Genomic DNA, 18,721 nt, shown 5'->3' with positions numbered 1-18,721 from the left:
TTCATGTCGTAGGGACATGGGGCATTCCTTTTCCATGGAAAATATTATCGTTTGTATTGATTCTCCTCAGATGGTTAGGTAGAATATGGACGGGTTAAAAATAATACATAACAAACGATGATATATCAGATTATGTATACCTCAGGAGGAGCTACAAGATGGAAGTGAAACAGAAAGAGGACTCCTTTTGGAGTATGGTCAAAAAAGGAAACAAATCCTCGGGCTCGGCGGCGTTAGGTAATACCGGCATTGCCTTGATTAAGGGGATTGCTTTTGCCTTGACAGGCAGCGGTTCTATGTTTGCTACGATGATGCATTCCATTGCGGATGCAGTGAATCAAATGTTTGTATTCGCGGGCAGTGTACTGGCAGAGAAAAAACCGACAAAACGCTTTCCTACCGGCTTTGGACGAGTGATTAACCTGTTCTGTATGGTTGCCGTTATTGTCGTAACGATTATGGCCTATGAAACCGCATTGGAAGGCATTCATTTGCTGCAGCATCCGGCTGAATCTACACATGGATTTTGGATTAATGTAATAGTGCTGATTTTGTCACTAGTGGTGGACGGATTTGTATGGAGCAAAGCGATGAAAGAAGTGCTGCATGAATCCAGAGTAGAAGCGAAGGGGTTAGGCATTTTCACCTCTGCGTTCCGTCATGTGGGGCGTGCTGCACCGCCAACCCGGCTGGTGTTTTATGAAGATTTGGTAGCAACAACGGGTGGAGTACTCGCTTTGCTAGCAGTGGTGGTCACATCGCTGACAGATTTTAAACTGCTGGACGGCATTTCAAGTATTCTCATCGGTTGTCTGATGGTCGGTGTTGCTTTCCGGGTCGGTTACGACAACATGGTAGGTTTGATCGGTGTATCTGCTCCTCCTGATATCGAAGAACGTGTGGCTTCCATTATTCTCGCAGATACGCATGTTACGGATATTTATCAAATGCGTATTTTACAGGAGGGACGCTATTATCACGTGGAAGGGTTGATTGAGCTTACGCCGGGCATGACGCTGGCAGATGCTGACGATATTAAATTTAGAGTCGAGGACGCTTTGCTGCGTGATCCTAATATCTCAGATGCAGCACTGGGTATTCTGGAGGATGACGGGATTAGAAAGTGGAAACAAGAGAAACCCACAGTTTAGAAAACATGATCAAAGCGAATCTGGACGGAGATTGGCACTAGTGTAAAACAAGAACTTCCATGACCACGGCAACGGGGCATAGAGGTTCTTTTATTTTTTCTCAATTGTTTTGCTACCCCTTTGAATTTACAATGATTGTTAGATACAATGAAAGCGTTAACAAAAAAAGAAGGTGAAACAAATGCTTCTCATGAGGAGGAAATGCAGATGAGTCTTCTGAGGGAGGCTTGGCCTGCTTCGCGGCTCGTTAAGGCGCTGGCTGGCGGCATGCAGGATTCAGCAAGGCAACGGTTAAGGAGTAATTGGACAAAAAGGCTACGGACGACTGTCTCTGAGCCGATATACGCCGAGCTTTGGATGGATATTGAGCGTGTCTGTAAAGATAATCGGGAAGCATCATGGCCTGAACTGCCGTTGTCTCTGTTTCGGCAATTTGCTAATACAGGAGAGCGCAAGCCGTATGAGGATGTGTATTTTGAACGGCGTAGACGACTGGTCGCTATAGTGCTGGAAGCTGTTGTCAAGCCGGAGCCACGAAAGATGAAAGAGGTGGAAAGCGGTCTGCTGGACATATGCAGTGAGTACACATGGGCGCTTCCTGCACATGTCAATGAAGAGGACACCGTAACACCGCCTTGGCAGCAGGTGGATTTATTCGCGTCCGAAACAGCACAAACGCTGGTTGAAATTTTATTGCTGCTAGGAGAACAACTGGCTAGCCATGTGGTCGCTCAGGTGCACGAAGAGATCGAACGTCGTGTACTGGAACCCGTTTTTTGGAAGCCTCGTCATTTTGGATGGAAAACCGCAGATCATAACTGGTCGGCAGTATGTGCTTCCGGTTGCGGAATTGCAGCACTGCTGCTGGTAGAAGATGACTCTTCCAGAGCGGTAGCCATCGAGAGTATGCTGGGCGCGCTGGATTGTTTTTTGGCAGGCTATAGTGAGGACGGGGGATGCCCCGAAGGCGTAGGATACTGGGTGTACGGCTTTGGTTATTTCATTTATTTTGCCGATATGCTGCGTGAGTTTACCGAGGGAGCTGTGGATATTCTGAACTCGAAAAAGGTTAGGCAAATTGCAGCCTTTGCAGAGCGGGTTCATCTGTCGAATGGAATTTTCGCTAATTATTCGGACAGTAGTGAAACTGAACGATTGCCTTCCGGACTCATCTCTCAGTTGAATTCATTGCAAGAACGACCATCTACACTCCCTTTCCGCGTACCTGGTCTGTTGGAAGACCCCTGTCGCCGCTGGGCTCATGTATTGCGTAACCTGGTTTGGACGAATTCTTTGGCATTTGGGAGCGGTGAGACCGTTGCCAATTATTTGCCGCAACTCGGTTGGCTGATGTGCCGCAGCCGCAGTTCCAGCCATAGTGGACCCAGAAGCCAAATGGGTGAACCAGGTGTCATGCTTGCTTTTTCAGCGAAGGCTGGGCATAACAATGAACCGCACAATCATAACGATCTTGGACATTTCATCCTTCATGGCGGTGGCGAAAATCTATTGTGTGATCTGGGAGCAGGCTTGTACACGAAAGCCTATTTTTCACCGGGACGAGAGTCGATTATTAATATCTCCTCTAGTGGTCATTCCGTGCCTGTCATCAATGGGACTATGCAGCAATCGGGCGCAAAGGCAAAGGCGGTTGTGCTGGATATTGCTTTGGATGAGCAGGAGGAGGTACAGACGGGCACAAGGCTTAAGCTTGATTTGACATCTGCTTATCCCGTAGAAGAATTGGCGGTCTTCACCCGCTCCTTTATATGGAATGTGCTGGAGGGAAACGAGGGGGCAAGGCTTACCGTCACCGATCATTTTGAGTTTGAAACGTCTGGCGTGAGCATGAAGTCATGGGATGTGGAGGAGTTTTTCATCAGTTGTATTCAGCCTAATCTGGGAACAGGCTTCGTAGAATGGAAGGGAGCGAACGCAGTCGTCAGGCTAGATTATGATGCCGGCGTGCTGCGGGCGGGGTTGGAGGCTGTGAAGCACATAGATCATGACGGAGCTCCCTTTGTGTTTTATAAAACATCGCTGCGACTATACTCCAATCACTGGAGCGATTCTGCAAGCGTAGATTGCAATCTGTTTTTTACCATACATTAATTTTCATTTTGAATGGGAGGCAGACAGGATGAATAAGCTGCAGACAGGCAGCGTGTACCCTTGGCAGACGGAGCTGGAGAGATTTATAGAACAGGTGGAAAGCGAGCCAAATCGAGTGAATGACGGATGGACTCACCAACATAAGCTGGCCGTGCTGGAAAAGCTGGTTCGCGCATATGCCCTGCATCAGGATGATACCGGAGCTATCATTGACCCCCATTCTGAAAGTGAACGGTACTACTCCACCCCCTCCTATGCGTTGGCTGCGGCGGTGTTGGTCAAAGAAGGCCGGCATGATTTACTGGAATCTGCTGCTGCGGCCTTGACGCATAGCATAGCTTGTGTAGTGGAGGAAAAAGCGCCAGATCACCACCCAGACTTTTTTCCAATTATGATGATGGGCGCGTATCGGCTCCTTAAAAATCTGCTGCCAGAACAAGCTACGGCATGGAAGCAGCAACTGAGCAGAATTCAGCCGGAGCAGACCTACATTTTTACGATGAGCAAAATGAACAATCCGAATCGGATGATCAACTGGAATGCGATTATGATTTCCGGCGAGTTTTTGCGTGCAGCGGAAGGAATTGCAGCCGATTCGGAATGGATGGAGACGTATATCCGCAGCTACCATTTGCCTCGTTTTACCGGGTTGGGCCTGTATCAGGATGGTCCGTTGGATCGGCCCAATAGCCCATTTGCCTACGATATCGTTACACGTTTTCATCTGGGCGTGATGCTGGAGAACGGATATAATGGCAGCTGCGCACTCGAACTGCGTGATTACCTTCGCAGGGGAGCGCTCAGCACATTGCTGGCGCTATCCCCGCACGGGGAAATTCCGCCGCGTGGAAGAAGCGCGCAGCATCAGTGGAACGAAGCGGCGGCGGCCTTTGTCTTTACAACACATGCTCAGCAGGCTTTTACAGCAGGAGAGCATGGGCTCGCAGGTGCGTTCCGACGGGCAGCAGATCTATGCTGGCAAGCGATTAGCCGCTGGCAGACCGATGACGGCAAGCTGCATATCGTCCGCAACCATTATTCGTCCGAGGCACGGCATGGCTTTGAGGTGTACTCGAATCATACCTGCTACAGTCTGTGGACGGCGGCTGTGCTGGCCCACACCCTTCTATATGGTGAGGAGATGGATCGCATTTCCCCAACCTTCATCCCGGCGGAGATCGGCAGCCGGGTGTTGGCAACGGATGGCTGGTTCCAGACTGTCATTGCAGCCGTAGACGGGCAGCAAATGCTTGTGCAAACATCGGTCAACGACCCGTACAATATTCCGGGCATCGTGCGTATTCAGCAGTCTGCGCTGCCGTCGCTGATCGGTCCGTCCTCAGCAGGTCATGCAGACCGCGGCTTTACAGGCTTCGCGGAGGGAGATATTTTCCCGCTGAGCTATACCCCAGCCTGGCAAACGGAGGACGGAAAGTGGCACAGCTTGTCGGAGGGCATTCCCGGTACGCTGGAGTTCGACCGGGATGGAGGGATTGACCCGCAGGATGGTGGAGGAACCGTACAGATGGAACAAAGCTCAGCGTCTGACGGAGCAACGGATTTTACACTCCTATGGGAAGGCCCATTCCCGGGAGTGAGGGAAATCCGAACGCATTATCTTCAGGTACCCGGCAAAATTGAAGTGGCGTATGAGCTTCAAGGCAATATTCAGAATGTAGGGGCACTTATTCCCCTAATGGCGTACGACGGTCGGGAGCGCAGCGTTATTCATCATGTCATGTCAGCTGGGAAAAAAACGGAAAGCATTCGAGTAGAATACGCAGGTGCAAGCCTTGAAGTCATCCCGACGACGGAAGGAACGAATGTGGTCTGGCCGGAAGAATTAGCTTCTGTGGCCTGTCGGAATGGTTTACTTAAGGGAGCGCGTCTGGAATGTGAAGGCAACCGCATTTCCTTTATCATTCGGTTACCTGAATAAATGGAACTGGTGTAGCCATATATATTTTTAAACATGTGGAAAAAGGGAGAGGAAAAAGAAATGACGAAAACAGAAGCGTGGCTGGAGCAATCGTGGGAGCTGGCTTTGGATAAAACGCTTGCCTTGGCGGCAAGACTGGGTGACGCTCTTCCACATGTTGCAGAGGGTGGACGTTATGATAATCGTGAAGAAGCGTGGTGGACAGCAGGCTTTTATCCGGGACTGCTATGGCTAGCCAATCGGGCGCGTCCTGACAGTGTGGCTGCCGGGATTGCACAGCGGTGCGAGGGTCGTTTGGAAAAAATACTCTATAATAGCGAAGCTGTAGACCATGATCTTGGCTTTATTTGGCTGCTCAGCGGCGTGGCCGCCCACCGATTGAACGGAGATTCTGAGTCCAGAAGACGTGGGTTATTGGCTGCCAATCTGCTGGCTGCCCGTTTTAACGTGAATGGCCGTTTTATTCGTGCGTGGAACTTCCCCTCGAAGGACATGGATACACGGGGCGTTGCGATTATAGATAGTATGATGAATCTACCCTTGCTTTATTGGGCTTCGGAGGAAAGCGGAGATCCGCGTTTTGCCGCTCTTGCTGTGCAGCATGCAGATACCGTAGCACGTGAATTTGTCCGTTCGGACGGTTCTATCGCACATGTGATCGAATTCGATCCAGAGATTGGAAAAAAGGTCGCCGAGCATGGCGGACAGGGATTTGCTCCCGGTTCTGCCTGGGCACGTGGCACGGCTTGGGCTCTGTATGGTTTTACGCTTTCGTATGGGTACACGCGCGATTCGCGTTATTTGAAGGTGGCCGAGAATACGGCTGACTTTTTCCTGTCCCAGCTGGGCGATGCTTGCCTGCCTGTGTGGGATTTTAGAGCAGAAGAAGAGCACCGCGGGGCATGGGATTCATCGGCGGCGGCAATTGCGGCCAGTGGTTTGCTGGAGCTGGCAAAATATTCGACGCGTGCAGAGCATTTTACAGAAGCTGCAGCATCTATCCTCGAGGGCTTGCATCATACGTGTACAGCGTGGGGCGAGGAGCATGAGGGATTGCTGATGAACGGGACTGTACATTATCCTGAGCAAAAATACATCAACGTTCCCATTATCTATGGCGATTATTTCTTTGTCGAGGCATTGGCAAAGCTGCGCGGAGAAGAAGGTTTGTTTAGTGTTGAATGCAAAAAAATATAGTGTATAAGCGTGCAAGAACGAACTCATTTTTAATCGTCCTATAATTTGTCAGATTTGCAGAATGAATTGTGAGACAGCGTGTGTGTAATTTCATTTACATATACGCTGTTTTTTATGCATGAAAAGGCTGGATTTATTTCGATGCCAAAGTACTACTTATGGGTAGTTAAAGATCATAGCTGCGCTTGTTTTGTACCCAATCAGAGAAAAATCATTGTATATAAGCTCTTAATTCCTATGAAAATTTTCATTTTGATGCATGGAAATAGGTCCTTTTACTTGTTTAAGAGCATTTGCTCGTAAATTGACAATATAGGTGGGTAACCGTATGATATCTTCTTGGATAAAGGGATAAACTGGATTTTAAATCTCATTTGCAAAAGGAGTCATACATATCATGACAGCAACAAGTGATAGTACAAAAAGAATATACGGAGGATTTTGGATAAGAACAGCAGCGTTTTTGATTGATCTGATCATCCTTACTGCCATAGTCCTTTTAGTAGGGGGCGCAATTTACATTATCCCAGATCTTCTGGGCATAAAGGAGACGGGTTTCATACAAGTACTGCTTATGTTGTGGCCGCTGATTCTTTGGCTCGTGCTACCATGGCTGTATTGTGGTTTATGGGAGTCATCGAAAGTTCAGGCTACACCGGGTAAGCTTGCGTTCTCTTTGGTTGTCGTGGACAAGGAAGGAAAACGCCTTGGATTTTTACACGCCTCAGGGCGTTATTGGATAAAGGCTATTTCTTTTGTAATTGCTCATATTATTTATATTGTGGTTGCTTTTACTGCTAAAAAACAGGGACTCCACGATCTTTGTACCAACACCTTTGTTGTACATAAAAAAGAATTGCAGCGATATGGGCAGCAATCGTCTTTTCTTTAAGTATTAGAGGAGATCACCAAAGCTTCTGTTTAATGCATATTCTTCAATTAACAAGAAACCAGCTAATGCTTGCAATACATTAGGTGGTTATTTGTTTTTTCATTTTGTTATGGTGTTTTACTTTTTTTGTCAGGAAAGCGAGACATTTTTCATTTATAAAATAACGATACTACGGTGGTGCGCAGCGTAGTGGAGGATTTGAATATGGAGAAGCGTAGCGTTCGCCTTTGCCATGGGATTCTTACCTTTTAAAGGTTTATGAAAATCTGAGAATCCTGGGGCAACAGCGATCGTAGGATCAAATGCTACACGTAGCGTCTCACTCAGACAAAAGTATGTCCCTTTATTTTAAAGGGATTCTTATAGCGAAATAAAAAATGTAAGCTGTTCTTACAGTTTTCATGTTCTTTTTAGCTTGTTTTGCGTTATAATGAAAGGATGCACATTATGAACGAATTGGAGGCACAGCCCGATTGACTACTTACCCTTTTGCCTTTGATCCGTCCAAGCCGTTTATTGAGCAGGCAAGTGACTGGATTGCGGATGTATTTTATGAAGTTTTGCCTGAAGTCGGCTTTGAGGTTCGGGATGAACAAATTTATATGGCATTCCAGCTAGAACGTGCCTATAAGGAAAAAAAGACCATTTTTGCAGAAGCGGGTGTGGGCACTGGTAAAACGCTCGTATACCTGCTGTACGCTATTGCATATGCTCGATACATGAGAAAACCGGCGATTATCGCCTGTGCGGACGAATCGTTAATTGAACAATTGGTAAAGCCGGAAGGGGATATTGCCAAGCTGGCACAGCATTTGAATCTGACGATTGATGCCAGATTGGGGAAGTCGCCGGATCAGTATATTTGTCTGAATAAGCTGGATGAGGTACGAGGCGGACTGGATGAGGACGCAGATGTTTTCCGTGATATTTATCTGGAACTGCCGGATTTTGTTCATTTTCCAGATACGTTACAATCCTTTACTCCTTACGGGAACCGAAAGGAATATCCCGAGCTAACAGATGGACAGTGGAGCAGACTCGGATGGGATGTATTTCAAGACTGTCTCGTTTGCCATCAGCGGCATCGTTGCGGTCAGACGTTGTCTCGTGATCATTACCGTAAAGCGGCAGATCTGGTCATCTGCTCTCATGACTTTTATATGGAGCATGTATGGACCTACGAAGCGAGAAAGCGCGAGGGTCAGCTGCCGTTGCTGCCGGAGCACAGCTCTGTTGTCTTTGACGAAGGGCATTTGCTGGAGACAGCGGCACAAAATGCGCTTACCTACAAGCTTAAGCACGCTCAGTTTGAATCTATAATTACCCGATTGCTGGAGGGAGAAGTACGGGAATCTTTGGCAATGACGATCGAAGATGCGATCTCCCAAAGTGAGGCTTTGTTCGCTGCGCTTGATAAGAACAGTCAGCCTGTACAGGGTTCTAATCGCAAGGAGTTCATTCTGAATGAGTCACTGATTAGAGAGGTAAACCGCTTTGGTGAACTGATCGGCACGATCGAAGAAGAGCTTGTATTTGAAAGCGGGCTATTCTCTTTGGATGAGTATCAAGTCAAAATTGTGGAAGAACATTTGGAAATGATTCAAACCGCGTTGGCTTTGTTTAAACGTCCTGAACTTCTCATTTCGTGGGTGATGGAGGATCAGGATGGATTAACGCTTGTGGTTATGCCGAAGATGGTAAAAGAGATTCTCAAAGAACGAGTATTTGCGCAGCATATACCGATCGTATTCTCTTCAGCTACACTTTCCGTAGAGAGCTCTTTTGACTATATGGCGCAGAGTCTCGGTATTGAAAATCCGCTAACGTTTTCTGTTGCTTCACCTTATGACTACAGCGATCAGATGCAAGCTGCACTGTACCCGTTGCAAGCGGGGGATGATCCAATCCCGAGAGCACTGGCACTGCTGGAGAAATCACAGGGAAGAGCGCTTATCCTGTTTCCTTCACAGGAAGAACTGGCTGCATTCCAGACGGGTCTCGTTGCCTACCCGGAGGCGTCTGCCTATCGTTTTCTGTACGAAGGTTCGGCTGAAATCAGCCATCTGATCTCAGCTTTTCAGAATGATGAGGAAAGTGTGTTGTGCGCTGTTACATTATGGGAAGGATTGGATATTCCTGGACCTTCTCTGTCGCACGTCATTATCTGGTCACTGCCATTTCCTCCGAATGATCCGGTTTTTACGGCTCTGCGCAAGGATGCAGCAGATCCGTTTATTCAGATAGATATGCCTCACATGGCACTTAGACTCAGACAAGGCATAGGGCGTTTAATTCGCTCGCGTAATGATCGGGGCTGGATATCCATCATGGGCCAGGATTTGAGTCGTCAAGAAGTACGTACACAAGTTGAACAACTACTGCCTGCGGGCGTAGAATGCACCGTAATTGAAGGAAACCCGGGGGGAATAAAAACATGTTGAACTTTACAACGTACACAGTAGATCAGATTAAAGATGCTTTTGGTATTTTGACTGGACAGCGTTATGAATTTATCATTGATGTAGAGGTAGAGGAGGACGACGAGCTATACACTGAAAACGGACTGTATATCCGTTGTCTTTATTTAGTAGACGAAGAAAAGACGGGACTGCTAAAGTATGAATTAATTGAAAAAGTAACGAATCGTTACATTGATCTTGAACTTGAAGATGATGAGTTGCAAGCTGTTGAAACCTTCTGTAAAGAACATGTACAGGATGAAACAGTGAAGTAATAGTATAGAACACTTAGCTAGCAAAGCTGGTATATAGCTAACATATAATGAAGATATCAAGGAGTCCTGACATGATCAGGCTCCTTATTTTTATGGCCATTGAAGAGAACTTATTTGCTTTAGCGCAGTCTATCCCACACATTCACCATAAACAGCATAGTCCCCCCGGCGAGTAACACCCATCCTATGACGATCCAAACTCCAGCCTCTGGAACCTTGTAATTTTCACCTATATTCGCCAATATCAACACGGGCAGACCGATATTGTGCATCCAAAAATGGATATGTGCCAGAATAGTAACTGAAAGTGCAGGAAAGGTCACATAGATCAGACCTATTATTCCAAGTGCCATCCAACCCAACAAATGGGTATGAGACTGAACATTGGATAGGCTGTGATCACCCGACACGCCAATAATTACACTAAGCAGCACACTAAGGGCAAAATATACGGCAGCTATCTTCAGAAATTGCTTTCCCATATATGAACTCCTCCTTATGTTGCACAAGGACATTTTGTGACATCTTCTCTATCATATCGAGCAAGTAGGCAGGGGGTGTGGGTATTGTGACTGGTCCATTTGACAAAAGCTTCAAATACACATAAAATCTTATTGCATCAATACTTACCGTATTACTGTGTTTTCTCGGAGATGATAGCGAACTTTTCCGACAATAGGCGTTAATTTTTGACCATTGGTTTATTTTGGATTCGCCATTAAAAGGAGCTTGAAATTATGAATGTATATCAAAATACCCTTGAACTCATCGGACGCACGCCATTAGTGGAGCTGAACAGCTATTCTCTACCGAGAGGAATTCGCCTGTTTGCGAAGCTGGAGTTTATGAATCCCGGCGGCAGCGTTAAGGATCGGGTGGGGAAGGCTCTAATTGAAAAAGCATTAAAAACAGGTCAGCTGAAGCCAGGGGGGACATTAATTGAAGCAACAGCAGGCAACGCAGGTATTGGTCTTGCGATGGCAGCTCTTCATTATAATATCTCGGTTATTTTTGCTGTGCCTGAGAAGTTCAGCCAAGAGAAGCAGGACCTAATGAAGGCATTGGGAGCACGCATCGTTCATACCCCGACAAGTGAGGGGATGAAAGGAGCTATCGAAAAAACAAAAGAATTAGCTGCTGAAATAAAAGATGCATACTTGCCACGGCAATTCAGTAATCCGGATAATCCCGAGGCATACTATACGACAATGGGACCTGAAATATGGAACGATCTGGACGGCAAAGTGGACGTATTTGTGGCAGGTGCAGGCTCGGGGGGAACATTTATGGGAACCTCGCGTTATCTTAAGGAACAAAATGCAGCCCTTAAAACGGTCATCGTGGAGCCAGAAGGGTCCATTTTGAATGGCGGCGAGTCAGGCCCACATAAAACGGAAGGAATTGGCATGGAATTAATCCCTGAATTTGTGGATAAAGGATATTTCAATGCCATTCACACCATTAGCGATGTCGATGCTTTTGACCGTGTCAAGGAACTGGCTGCACGTGAAGGCCTTCTTGTTGGTAGTTCTTCAGGGTCTGCTTTACATGCCGCTTTACTGGAAGCAGAAAATGCACCGGATGGCGCACATATTGTTACCATTTTCCCGGATAGCAGCGAACGTTATCTGAGCAAAAAAATATATGAAGGCGGGATATAAAATGAAACGCAAAACAAAACTGATTCACGGCGGGCTTCCTACCGATCCCCATACAGGCGCGGTTAACGTTCCTATTTATCAGGTAAGCACTTATGAGCAAGAGGAAATTGGCGTCCATAAGGGATACGAATATTCGCGTACAGGCAATCCGACCCGGTTTGCTCTGGAGGAGCTGATCAAGGATCTGGAAGAAGGAAAGCGTGGTTTTGCTTTCGGTTCGGGTATGGCAGCCATTCATGCGGTATTTTCACTGTTTAACGCAGGGGATCATATTTTGCTGACCGATGATGTATACGGAGGCACCTACCGTATTGTAAGCAAAGTGCTCAGCCGTATCGGAATTGAATCCACATTTGTGGATACGACTGACCTGGAAGCCATCTCCAAAGCAATTCGTCCGAATACGAAGGCATTGTATATCGAAACGCCAACGAATCCGCTTTTGAAGGTTACTGATATCCGTGCTGTTTCGGAGCTTGTAAAAAAACATGATCTTTTACTGATCGTCGACAACACATTTGCTACCCCTTATTGGCAGACGCCAATTACACTTGGGGCTGATATCGTCATTCACTCTGCTACCAAGTATTTGGGCGGCCACAGCGATGTTGTAGCCGGTCTGGCTGTTGTGAACAGCGACGAGCTGGGAGAACAACTGCATTTTCTGCAAAACGCCATTGGTGCTATTCTCGGCCCGCAGGATTCTTGGTTATTGATCCGCGGTATTAAAACATTGGGTCTGCGTATGGAAGCGATTGAGCAAAATGCGAAGGAAATTGCAGCCTTTTTGGAAAAACATCCGAAGGTTAGCAAAGTGTACTACCCTGGATTGGAAAGCCATGCACAACATGAACTGTCCAAAACCCAGGCTGAAGGCTTTGGCGGCATCATTTCCTTTGATGTAGGTAGTGACGCTAACGCGGTTGCACTTCTGAAAAAGGTAAAATATTTTACACTAGCTGAAAGCTTGGGAGCGGTTGAAAGTCTGATTAGTGTTCCGGCACGTATGACGCACGCCTCTATTCCGGTAGAACGTCGTGCAGAGTTAGGCATTACCGAAGGTTTGGTGCGGATTTCGGTTGGGATCGAAGATCTGGAAGATTTGATCGAAGACTTACAGGCAGCATTGTAAGAAAATAATCGTAATGATCAAGAGAGGTAGCTGAGGCTGCCTCTTTTTTTTGTTTTTTTATCACAGCTACTTTTTTGAGAAGAACAGAGGAGTACGTAGATGTAATAACGAATAGTTTTATATAGTTCAATTGAATGTTAAACGGGATATAACCGCGACTACGTCTCTGAGGAAACAAAAACCTGGAGGGGGAATGTTATGAGGTTCACACATCTGGAAAAAGCAACAACTGTGCTGTCGGATCATCCGGTACGTCTGAGGTCTGCTTATGCAGTCGGTCCGGTCATGCTCCCGGAAAATTGCGGTGTGGGCAGGGAATGGTCCAATTATTTTGCTCATGAGGATTGGAATTTGGAAAAGGCTTGTGGTGAAGAAGGAATAGAGCTTTCAGCCGGAGGAAAGGCAGCGTGCCGATTACTGACCGAGCTAGACCCTCGGACTGCGGAACTGAATCTAGGTGTTTTTCCGCCTTTGGCCGAACAAGAAAGGCTTTTGCTGGTTTCAAATCTTCGTTGTATGGTTGCACAGGAAGTGATTTTCAGACCCTTTGAAGGAACGGGACAAATTTGGATAGATGGCACACTGGTATATGCGGAATCCGGTCCTTTTCGCTTGTATCTGGAGGAAGGCGATCACACGGTAGTTATCATTGCTGCGTTTATTCCTGAGGAGGCCCGCTCTATTCGTATCAGTGGAAATCAGGTATGCAACGAACCAGATGTGGCAGAACTGCATCGTGAATTTGTAGACCGTAATATACGTTTTCATATGGCATGGCTAGAGGTTGAGAAAAGTGCTGGCAGGGAGGGTGAAGACAGCCCGATCTTATTTTATTTACTGCGTAAGGATCGGATAGATCTTCCCTTAGATCAAACGTTATGGGTCGAGGTAACGAATGATGAAGGCATAAAGCTGGATCGCTTTCCAGCACATTGGGAGCAGGAGCAAAGCTATGACTGGGATGAGGAAAAGGCCAGGAATACGGGAATGCTGCACTTCACCGTTACATATCGGGATCATGAGGCTGTGGAGCATCATTTTGTGTATTCGGCACTTGTGCGGCCTTTGTCAGTCGTCGTGGAGGGCTTGCAGGAAGAGTATGACCGGTACATTCAAGCCCGCGCTATAGATATTCTTCCTTCTACGCAGAAAATACAAATAGAGGGCCTGCTTGAAGAATTAAAAAGGTTAACGGATTTGCCGGAAGATCCTTTTGAAATCTGGGATTACCGGATTGTGCGTGAATATATCAAGCTATTAAAAGAGATCTTCACAAATGGACATACCGGACAGTCACAGCCCCCATCCTTACTTCAAAAAGAACACATTTTTTTGTCTAATGACGGAATTGGGGAAGGATTTTTTGTCTCCCGTTTGGACAATAGTTTGCAACGTTATACCATTCAGCTTCCTAGAAGCTACTCGACTGACGGACAGTATCCTCTGATCGTCCTGATGCCAGGCAAGCGATATGAGCTGGGTTTGCCGGATTTTCAGAATCGAGGTTTTGGGCAAGGCTGGGAAGAGGAAGCTATATTTGTTACTTTTTCATGCCGTGGTGTAACGTTGGGTAGTTATATTGGAGAAGCTGCTTTTTTGGAGGCGCTGGATGTCATACTGCAAGCATACCGAGTGGACGAAGAGCGGATCTATCTGACGGGTTATTCGAACGGAGCATATGCGGCCTGGGCGATGGCACAGGCTTATCCTTCTCGGTTTGCGGCTATTGCGGTTATCTCTGGAGCGCCACATCCTAAGCATCTGATAAATCTGTTGAATATGCCAATATTGAATGTATGCGGAGATCAGGATTACTTATTTGCACAAGCATACACAGCCCCTGTAACAGAGCTTCTATCTGATCATTTTAAAGGTGTCGTAGAACGCCATTCTAATCACTGGGATACGCATGAGCTGAGACTTCTGGACGGCGTGCTGAGCTGGCTTATGCAATGGAAAAGAGATGTCGTACCTCAGCGTATTGCCTATCGGACGGAACGGGGGAGACATAACCGGGCTTACTGGCTGGAACTGGCAAAAATGGATGAAAATGAGGAATATGCCGAATTGTACGGTGAAATGAGTACCACAGGTGAGTTGGATATCGAGGCAGTTCACGCCGAAGAATTTATCATTCATCTTTCTCAAGAGGTCATGCCCTTGGAGCTGGCCCAGGTTCGTATTGGAGCCCGTATTTTCGTGTTGGATTTGCGGGAATACAGCCGCTTTCGCTTTGTTAAAACACACTCACATAAACGTCCCTCACCTGAATACCGTTTGATTGCCGAACGGGAGGAAGAAAGCAGTGGATGCTTTACAAAAGAATCGGATGCCAAAATGAAAACGGTGGATTCGAAAAGCGTGGGAAGAAACGTTTTGAGCCATGGTATGGGTGTGCTTGACGTTTATATGGATCGTCTTCACATTGTCCTTCCATCCAGCTATGCTACACCGGAGGAAGAGCAGGCGGTGAGACGGACGGCGAACGCCTTGGCTAGCCCACGAACAGCAACTTGGAATCCGTATATCGGTGTTCATTATCCCGTGGTGTCTTCTAATGATATTACGGAGGAAGCACTGGCTGATAGCAACGTGATTTGTATCACTTCGGGCTTGTCCAGACATGAGCTGCTTCAGAAGCACCAAGCCGATCTGCAAATTACATGTACGGAGCAAGGATATACATTGGGCGACGACTTTACGGCAGGCGAGTATTGTCTGTCATATATTCAACCTAGCCCATGGTCTGCAACCCAGCAAATGCTTGTCGTAGCGACCAATTCACCCCGTATGCTGGGTAAAAACCTATTTATGCGCAGACTAATTATGCCTGGATATTTTAATGGTTTACACCCATATTTGAATAAAGAGATTATTGTGTATGATAGCAAGGGAGTGCGTGCTTTTAACTTTACTTCCATTCGACATGCGCAGCAGAAACTGCAAGGCCAATAAAGAAGACAGCTAATTAGACACGATAATCCTAAAATAAAAAAACGTCCGGAGTTGGGGAGGGGGACTGCCCCCTTAATGTGAGACAAATCAAAACTCCTTCAACAGAGCTCAACCATGTCGAGATATGGAAGTAGACTTGTGCGTCCACTTTATTGACAATGCTAAAAATGTGAATATTATCCAAATGTTTTGAATCCTTCTTCTGTCCAGGGAAAGGCACATTAAGTGCACAGGAAAAGATTAATCTAGTCATGCAATCTATTAATATTATTATAAGATAATTTTTTTGATCTATTTAGAGAGCAAATGCTCTCTCTCCGAAGGAGGGAAAACATAATGGAAAGTTCATTTGAAAACAAGTCGGTTATTGTAACTGGTTCGAGTAAGGGGATTGGTAAAGGAATCGCCAAAGTCTTTGCTGAAAAGGGAGCTAAAGTAGCCATTATTTCTCGTAACCTAGATGAGGCCGAGATATGCGCTGCCGAAATCAGAGCATCCGGTGGATACGCGCAAGGCTTTAGAGGTGATGTCACAGATCGATCTTCTATGGAAATGATGGCACATTCAGTATCGGTGGCCTTTAGCGGCATTGATGTGTTGTGTGCTAACTCAGGTATTGCCCCTATGACTACAATTGAAGAAATGGTTGCTGAAGAATGGGATAGCGTGATGAATACTAATGTGCGTGGAGCTTTATTTTCTTTACAGGCTTGTCTGCCATTCTTAAAAAAAGCTGAATATGGAAGAGTGGTGTTAACATCTTCGATTACGGGGCCGGCGACAGGATTTGTAGGATGGTCGCATTACGGTGCCAGTAAGGCTGCCCAACTCGGTTTTATTCGCAGTGCAGCGCTTGAGTTAGCTCCGTTTGGTATTACAATCAATGCGATCATGCCCGGTAATACAATGACTGAAATGATACAAACCTTCCCAGAATACATTGAAACCATGCTTCCAGCTATTCCATTGAAACGGTTTGGAACCGTTGAAGAAATGGGACATGCAGCTGCATTTCTTGCCTCTAAGGAGGCTGGCTTCATCACGGGACAAACAATTATTATCGACGGAGGACAGAGCTTGCCTGAATCTTAATAAAAACAAGTTTGTACCAAGAGGGATAAAATGAATCCTTGAGTAGTCATACCCCTGTCAAGTAGACGAATGAAAAAAGCTAAGCTGCAAGCGCGTGCCGATACTCGATCGGGCGCGCTTTTTGAGTTTATCCTGAAACCGCTGAGCTTCGCTCCGTCACCAGATTTGAATATCGCTTTTTAAGTAGTCCACCCCTGAGCTATCAAGTAATCTCGTTCTTCTTTGATACTGGAAAAGGAGGTACGTGTACGCCCCTTCATCAGGCTGGATGAACCCTTGCGCCAATCGAGCGGTTCAGCATTTCGAACCTTCTTCACCCAAACTTTGAGTTGGTTAGCCATACGAAAATCCCCTCCAGGTTCACTCATACCCTCATGGTAACACACAAGGTTTTTTAAGAGTGTCTACTTGAAGGGGACGATACCACCCAGGCGATCCTGACGGATTTTTGCTGGTTCATTGCAGTGATTTGTGATCGAGATGACGTCATATAAAGAAGGGTATTGTGGCAGCTTAGCTTTTATATTGCTCCATCAGGTACATGATCTTTACTTCATCGGCCAAATCTCCAAAGGGTTCTAACGGATTCTCTTGAATGATATGATATAAACGCTGGACTCGTTCCTTTGGCAGTTTGCGTACATATCTGGAAATGAAAGCGGCATGGGTGACTACGTAGCGCTTTTTACGGACAGCTGCACTGGCTACGCGGACGAGAATATCTTCGCCCCCTGCCAATTCCAGAATTCGGCGCTCATAAAAGACTACGTATCGGAATGTCCGGTCCTTGATCAGCTCACGATTGAGTCTGGCAATCTCTCCGATATATCTGACCATAAGCGGCTCGAAGCTCTTGATCAGGAGGGGATCGAGCGTTAATTCCATGTCTTTGCGGAGAACGAAAGATTGCAGCAGGGCGACCTGCTGGAGCCTTATCCGATCATTGTGAATGAGTACAGCCATCTCACGCAGCATTTCATAGGAGACACGCTCACTGAGTTGCCGCAGGGCAACCGCGTTTTTATGATTAACGTTTAGTCCTTCCTGGATCTGCTCTATACGACCTCTGAACAGACGTATAAGCTGCCTACGCTGTTCATAAGGATAAATACCCTGCTGTAGAAGTACTAAGGGCAGCAGAAGAAGCGCACCGACGATACCGCACAAAAGCATTTGTTGCGGTGAGTGGCCGAAAAAGACAGTAGCGGCCAGCAATATGACACTGACAGCAAGGTCTTTACGAAAATAACGTTTGGCTCTGAGTCTGGCATATTGCTCTACAGGAACTAGTGTATCCCGACCACATGATGTGCATTTCTCTTCCCAAAGGGCAGTGAATTGTCCACAACGCTTGCAGACTCTTAGCTTTTGGAAGGCGTGCTCTGTGCGGGTAAATGGGCGAAATTGTACAGCTTGTTTGGAACTATTCATTGCGTTCACTTCTCCGGTTCAGCAGTGCCAGAAGCTCGGTGTCGATTTGTGTAATCGACGGGGCCCGTTTTTTATGTATATAGTAAATTAGTGATTTGATGGCGACAAAAAGAAACATAATCGCCAGACATCCGTATGAGATCATAGTGTACTTCCTCTTTCTGCTTGGATTTTTACTTCAATATTTTACATGGGCGGGTTTCGCTACTGTCATTTTTGTCGTATAAAGGAGAAGGCTGGTGCCCGATTGCCCTTGTTGGGGTATAATTATATCATTACTGCAGGATATTGGTAAAATCTTGCGGTATAACAGGCTTTTTGGTTGGGTTCAGACCATTCGGGCAGTATTTTCAGCTGGCGCTCATGTAAAACTCATTATAATTTAATAGTAGGGGAGTACAACTGTAATTTAGAATGAGAATTAA

At 46.4% G+C, this 18,721-nt stretch carries 15 protein-coding genes; 11 read left to right on the top strand and 4 right to left on the bottom strand.

Translation table 11 applies throughout. The annotated features are described in order from the left end of the window. The first annotated feature begins 158 nt into the window (after positions 1 to 158). The 7 genes from G9G54_RS00390 to G9G54_RS00360 all read left to right on the top strand — a co-directional run bounded on the left by G9G54_RS00390 (position 159) and on the right by G9G54_RS00360 (position 10,025). Complete coding sequence (locus G9G54_RS00390) at positions 159 to 1,151, top strand: cation diffusion facilitator family transporter (RefSeq protein ID WP_069291798.1); 993 nt, start codon at positions 159 to 161, stop codon at positions 1,149 to 1,151. 207 nt (positions 1,152 to 1,358) lie between these two features. Further along, positions 1,359 to 3,263: a heparinase II/III domain-containing protein gene (locus tag G9G54_RS00385; RefSeq protein ID WP_165175464.1), complete on the top strand. Its 1,905-nt coding sequence runs from the start codon at positions 1,359 to 1,361 to the stop codon at positions 3,261 to 3,263. 28 nt (positions 3,264 to 3,291) lie between these two features. After that, positions 3,292 to 5,202 carry a glycosyl hydrolase gene (locus G9G54_RS00380; RefSeq protein ID WP_165175462.1) on the top strand — a complete coding sequence of 637 codons (1,911 nt, stop codon included), beginning with the start codon at positions 3,292 to 3,294 and terminating at the stop codon, positions 5,200 to 5,202. Between the two features lie 60 nt (positions 5,203 to 5,262). After that, a complete protein-coding gene (locus tag G9G54_RS00375; RefSeq protein WP_165175460.1) occupies positions 5,263 to 6,399 on the top strand; it encodes a glycoside hydrolase family 88 protein in 1,137 nt (378 codons plus the stop codon). Positions 6,400 to 6,796: 397 nt separating this feature from the next. Beyond that, complete coding sequence (locus tag G9G54_RS00370; RefSeq protein WP_061831929.1) at positions 6,797 to 7,291, top strand: RDD family protein; 495 nt, start codon at positions 6,797 to 6,799, stop codon at positions 7,289 to 7,291. Positions 7,292 to 7,764: 473 nt separating this feature from the next. Continuing rightward, positions 7,765 to 9,732, top strand: coding sequence for an ATP-dependent DNA helicase (locus G9G54_RS00365; protein WP_069291803.1), 1,968 nt, complete (start codon positions 7,765 to 7,767; stop codon positions 9,730 to 9,732). Further along, a complete protein-coding gene (locus tag G9G54_RS00360) occupies positions 9,726 to 10,025 on the top strand; it encodes a DUF6509 family protein (protein WP_061831931.1) in 300 nt (99 codons plus the stop codon). The genes G9G54_RS00365 and G9G54_RS00360 overlap by 7 nt, the downstream gene beginning before the upstream one ends. A gap of 119 nt (positions 10,026 to 10,144) precedes the next feature. On the opposite strand, the gene G9G54_RS00355 is transcribed toward G9G54_RS00360, so the two are convergent. Continuing rightward, positions 10,145 to 10,507 carry a hypothetical protein gene (locus tag G9G54_RS00355; RefSeq protein ID WP_165175458.1) on the bottom strand — a complete coding sequence of 121 codons (363 nt, stop codon included), beginning with the start codon at positions 10,505 to 10,507 and terminating at the stop codon, positions 10,145 to 10,147. A 255-nt stretch (positions 10,508 to 10,762) separates the two neighbouring features. Between G9G54_RS00355 and G9G54_RS00350 the strand changes: the two genes are divergently transcribed. The 4 genes from G9G54_RS00350 (at position 10,763) to fabG (ending at position 16,865) form a co-directional block, all read left to right on the top strand. Continuing rightward, positions 10,763 to 11,686, top strand: coding sequence for a PLP-dependent cysteine synthase family protein (locus tag G9G54_RS00350; protein WP_023988377.1), 924 nt, complete (start codon positions 10,763 to 10,765; stop codon positions 11,684 to 11,686). A 1-nt stretch (position 11,687) separates the two neighbouring features. Continuing rightward, complete coding sequence (locus tag G9G54_RS00345; RefSeq protein ID WP_165175456.1) at positions 11,688 to 12,818, top strand: bifunctional cystathionine gamma-lyase/homocysteine desulfhydrase; 1,131 nt, start codon at positions 11,688 to 11,690, stop codon at positions 12,816 to 12,818. A gap of 198 nt (positions 12,819 to 13,016) precedes the next feature. Beyond that, the gene (locus G9G54_RS00340) at positions 13,017 to 15,773 is read left to right on the top strand and encodes a PHB depolymerase family esterase (RefSeq protein WP_165175454.1); all 2,757 of its coding nucleotides are present in this window, start codon (positions 13,017 to 13,019) and stop codon (positions 15,771 to 15,773) included. Positions 15,774 to 16,109: 336 nt separating this feature from the next. Then, the gene (gene fabG / locus G9G54_RS00335) at positions 16,110 to 16,865 is read left to right on the top strand and encodes a 3-oxoacyl-ACP reductase FabG (RefSeq protein WP_165175452.1); all 756 of its coding nucleotides are present in this window, start codon (positions 16,110 to 16,112) and stop codon (positions 16,863 to 16,865) included. A gap of 179 nt (positions 16,866 to 17,044) precedes the next feature. On the opposite strand, the gene G9G54_RS00330 is transcribed toward fabG, so the two are convergent. The 3 genes from G9G54_RS00330 to G9G54_RS00320 form a co-directional block, all read right to left on the bottom strand. Continuing rightward, a complete protein-coding gene (locus G9G54_RS00330) occupies positions 17,045 to 17,206 on the bottom strand; it encodes a hypothetical protein (RefSeq protein ID WP_238807596.1) in 162 nt (53 codons plus the stop codon). Positions 17,207 to 17,378: 172 nt separating this feature from the next. Then, on the bottom strand, positions 17,379 to 18,296 hold the full coding sequence (locus G9G54_RS00325) for a hypothetical protein (protein WP_165175451.1): 918 nt from the start codon (positions 18,294 to 18,296) through the stop codon (positions 17,379 to 17,381). Continuing rightward, positions 18,289 to 18,441: a hypothetical protein gene (locus G9G54_RS00320; protein WP_023988385.1), complete on the bottom strand. Its 153-nt coding sequence runs from the start codon at positions 18,439 to 18,441 to the stop codon at positions 18,289 to 18,291. The genes G9G54_RS00325 and G9G54_RS00320 overlap by 8 nt, the downstream gene beginning before the upstream one ends. Positions 18,442 to 18,721: the final 280 nt, after the last annotated feature.

This window comes from Paenibacillus sp. EKM212P (genome assembly GCF_011066115.1).
GTDB classification, from domain to species: Bacteria; Bacillota; Bacilli; order Paenibacillales; family Paenibacillaceae; genus Paenibacillus; species Paenibacillus polymyxa_B.
This window is presented reverse-complemented; position numbering and strand designations above follow the sequence as displayed.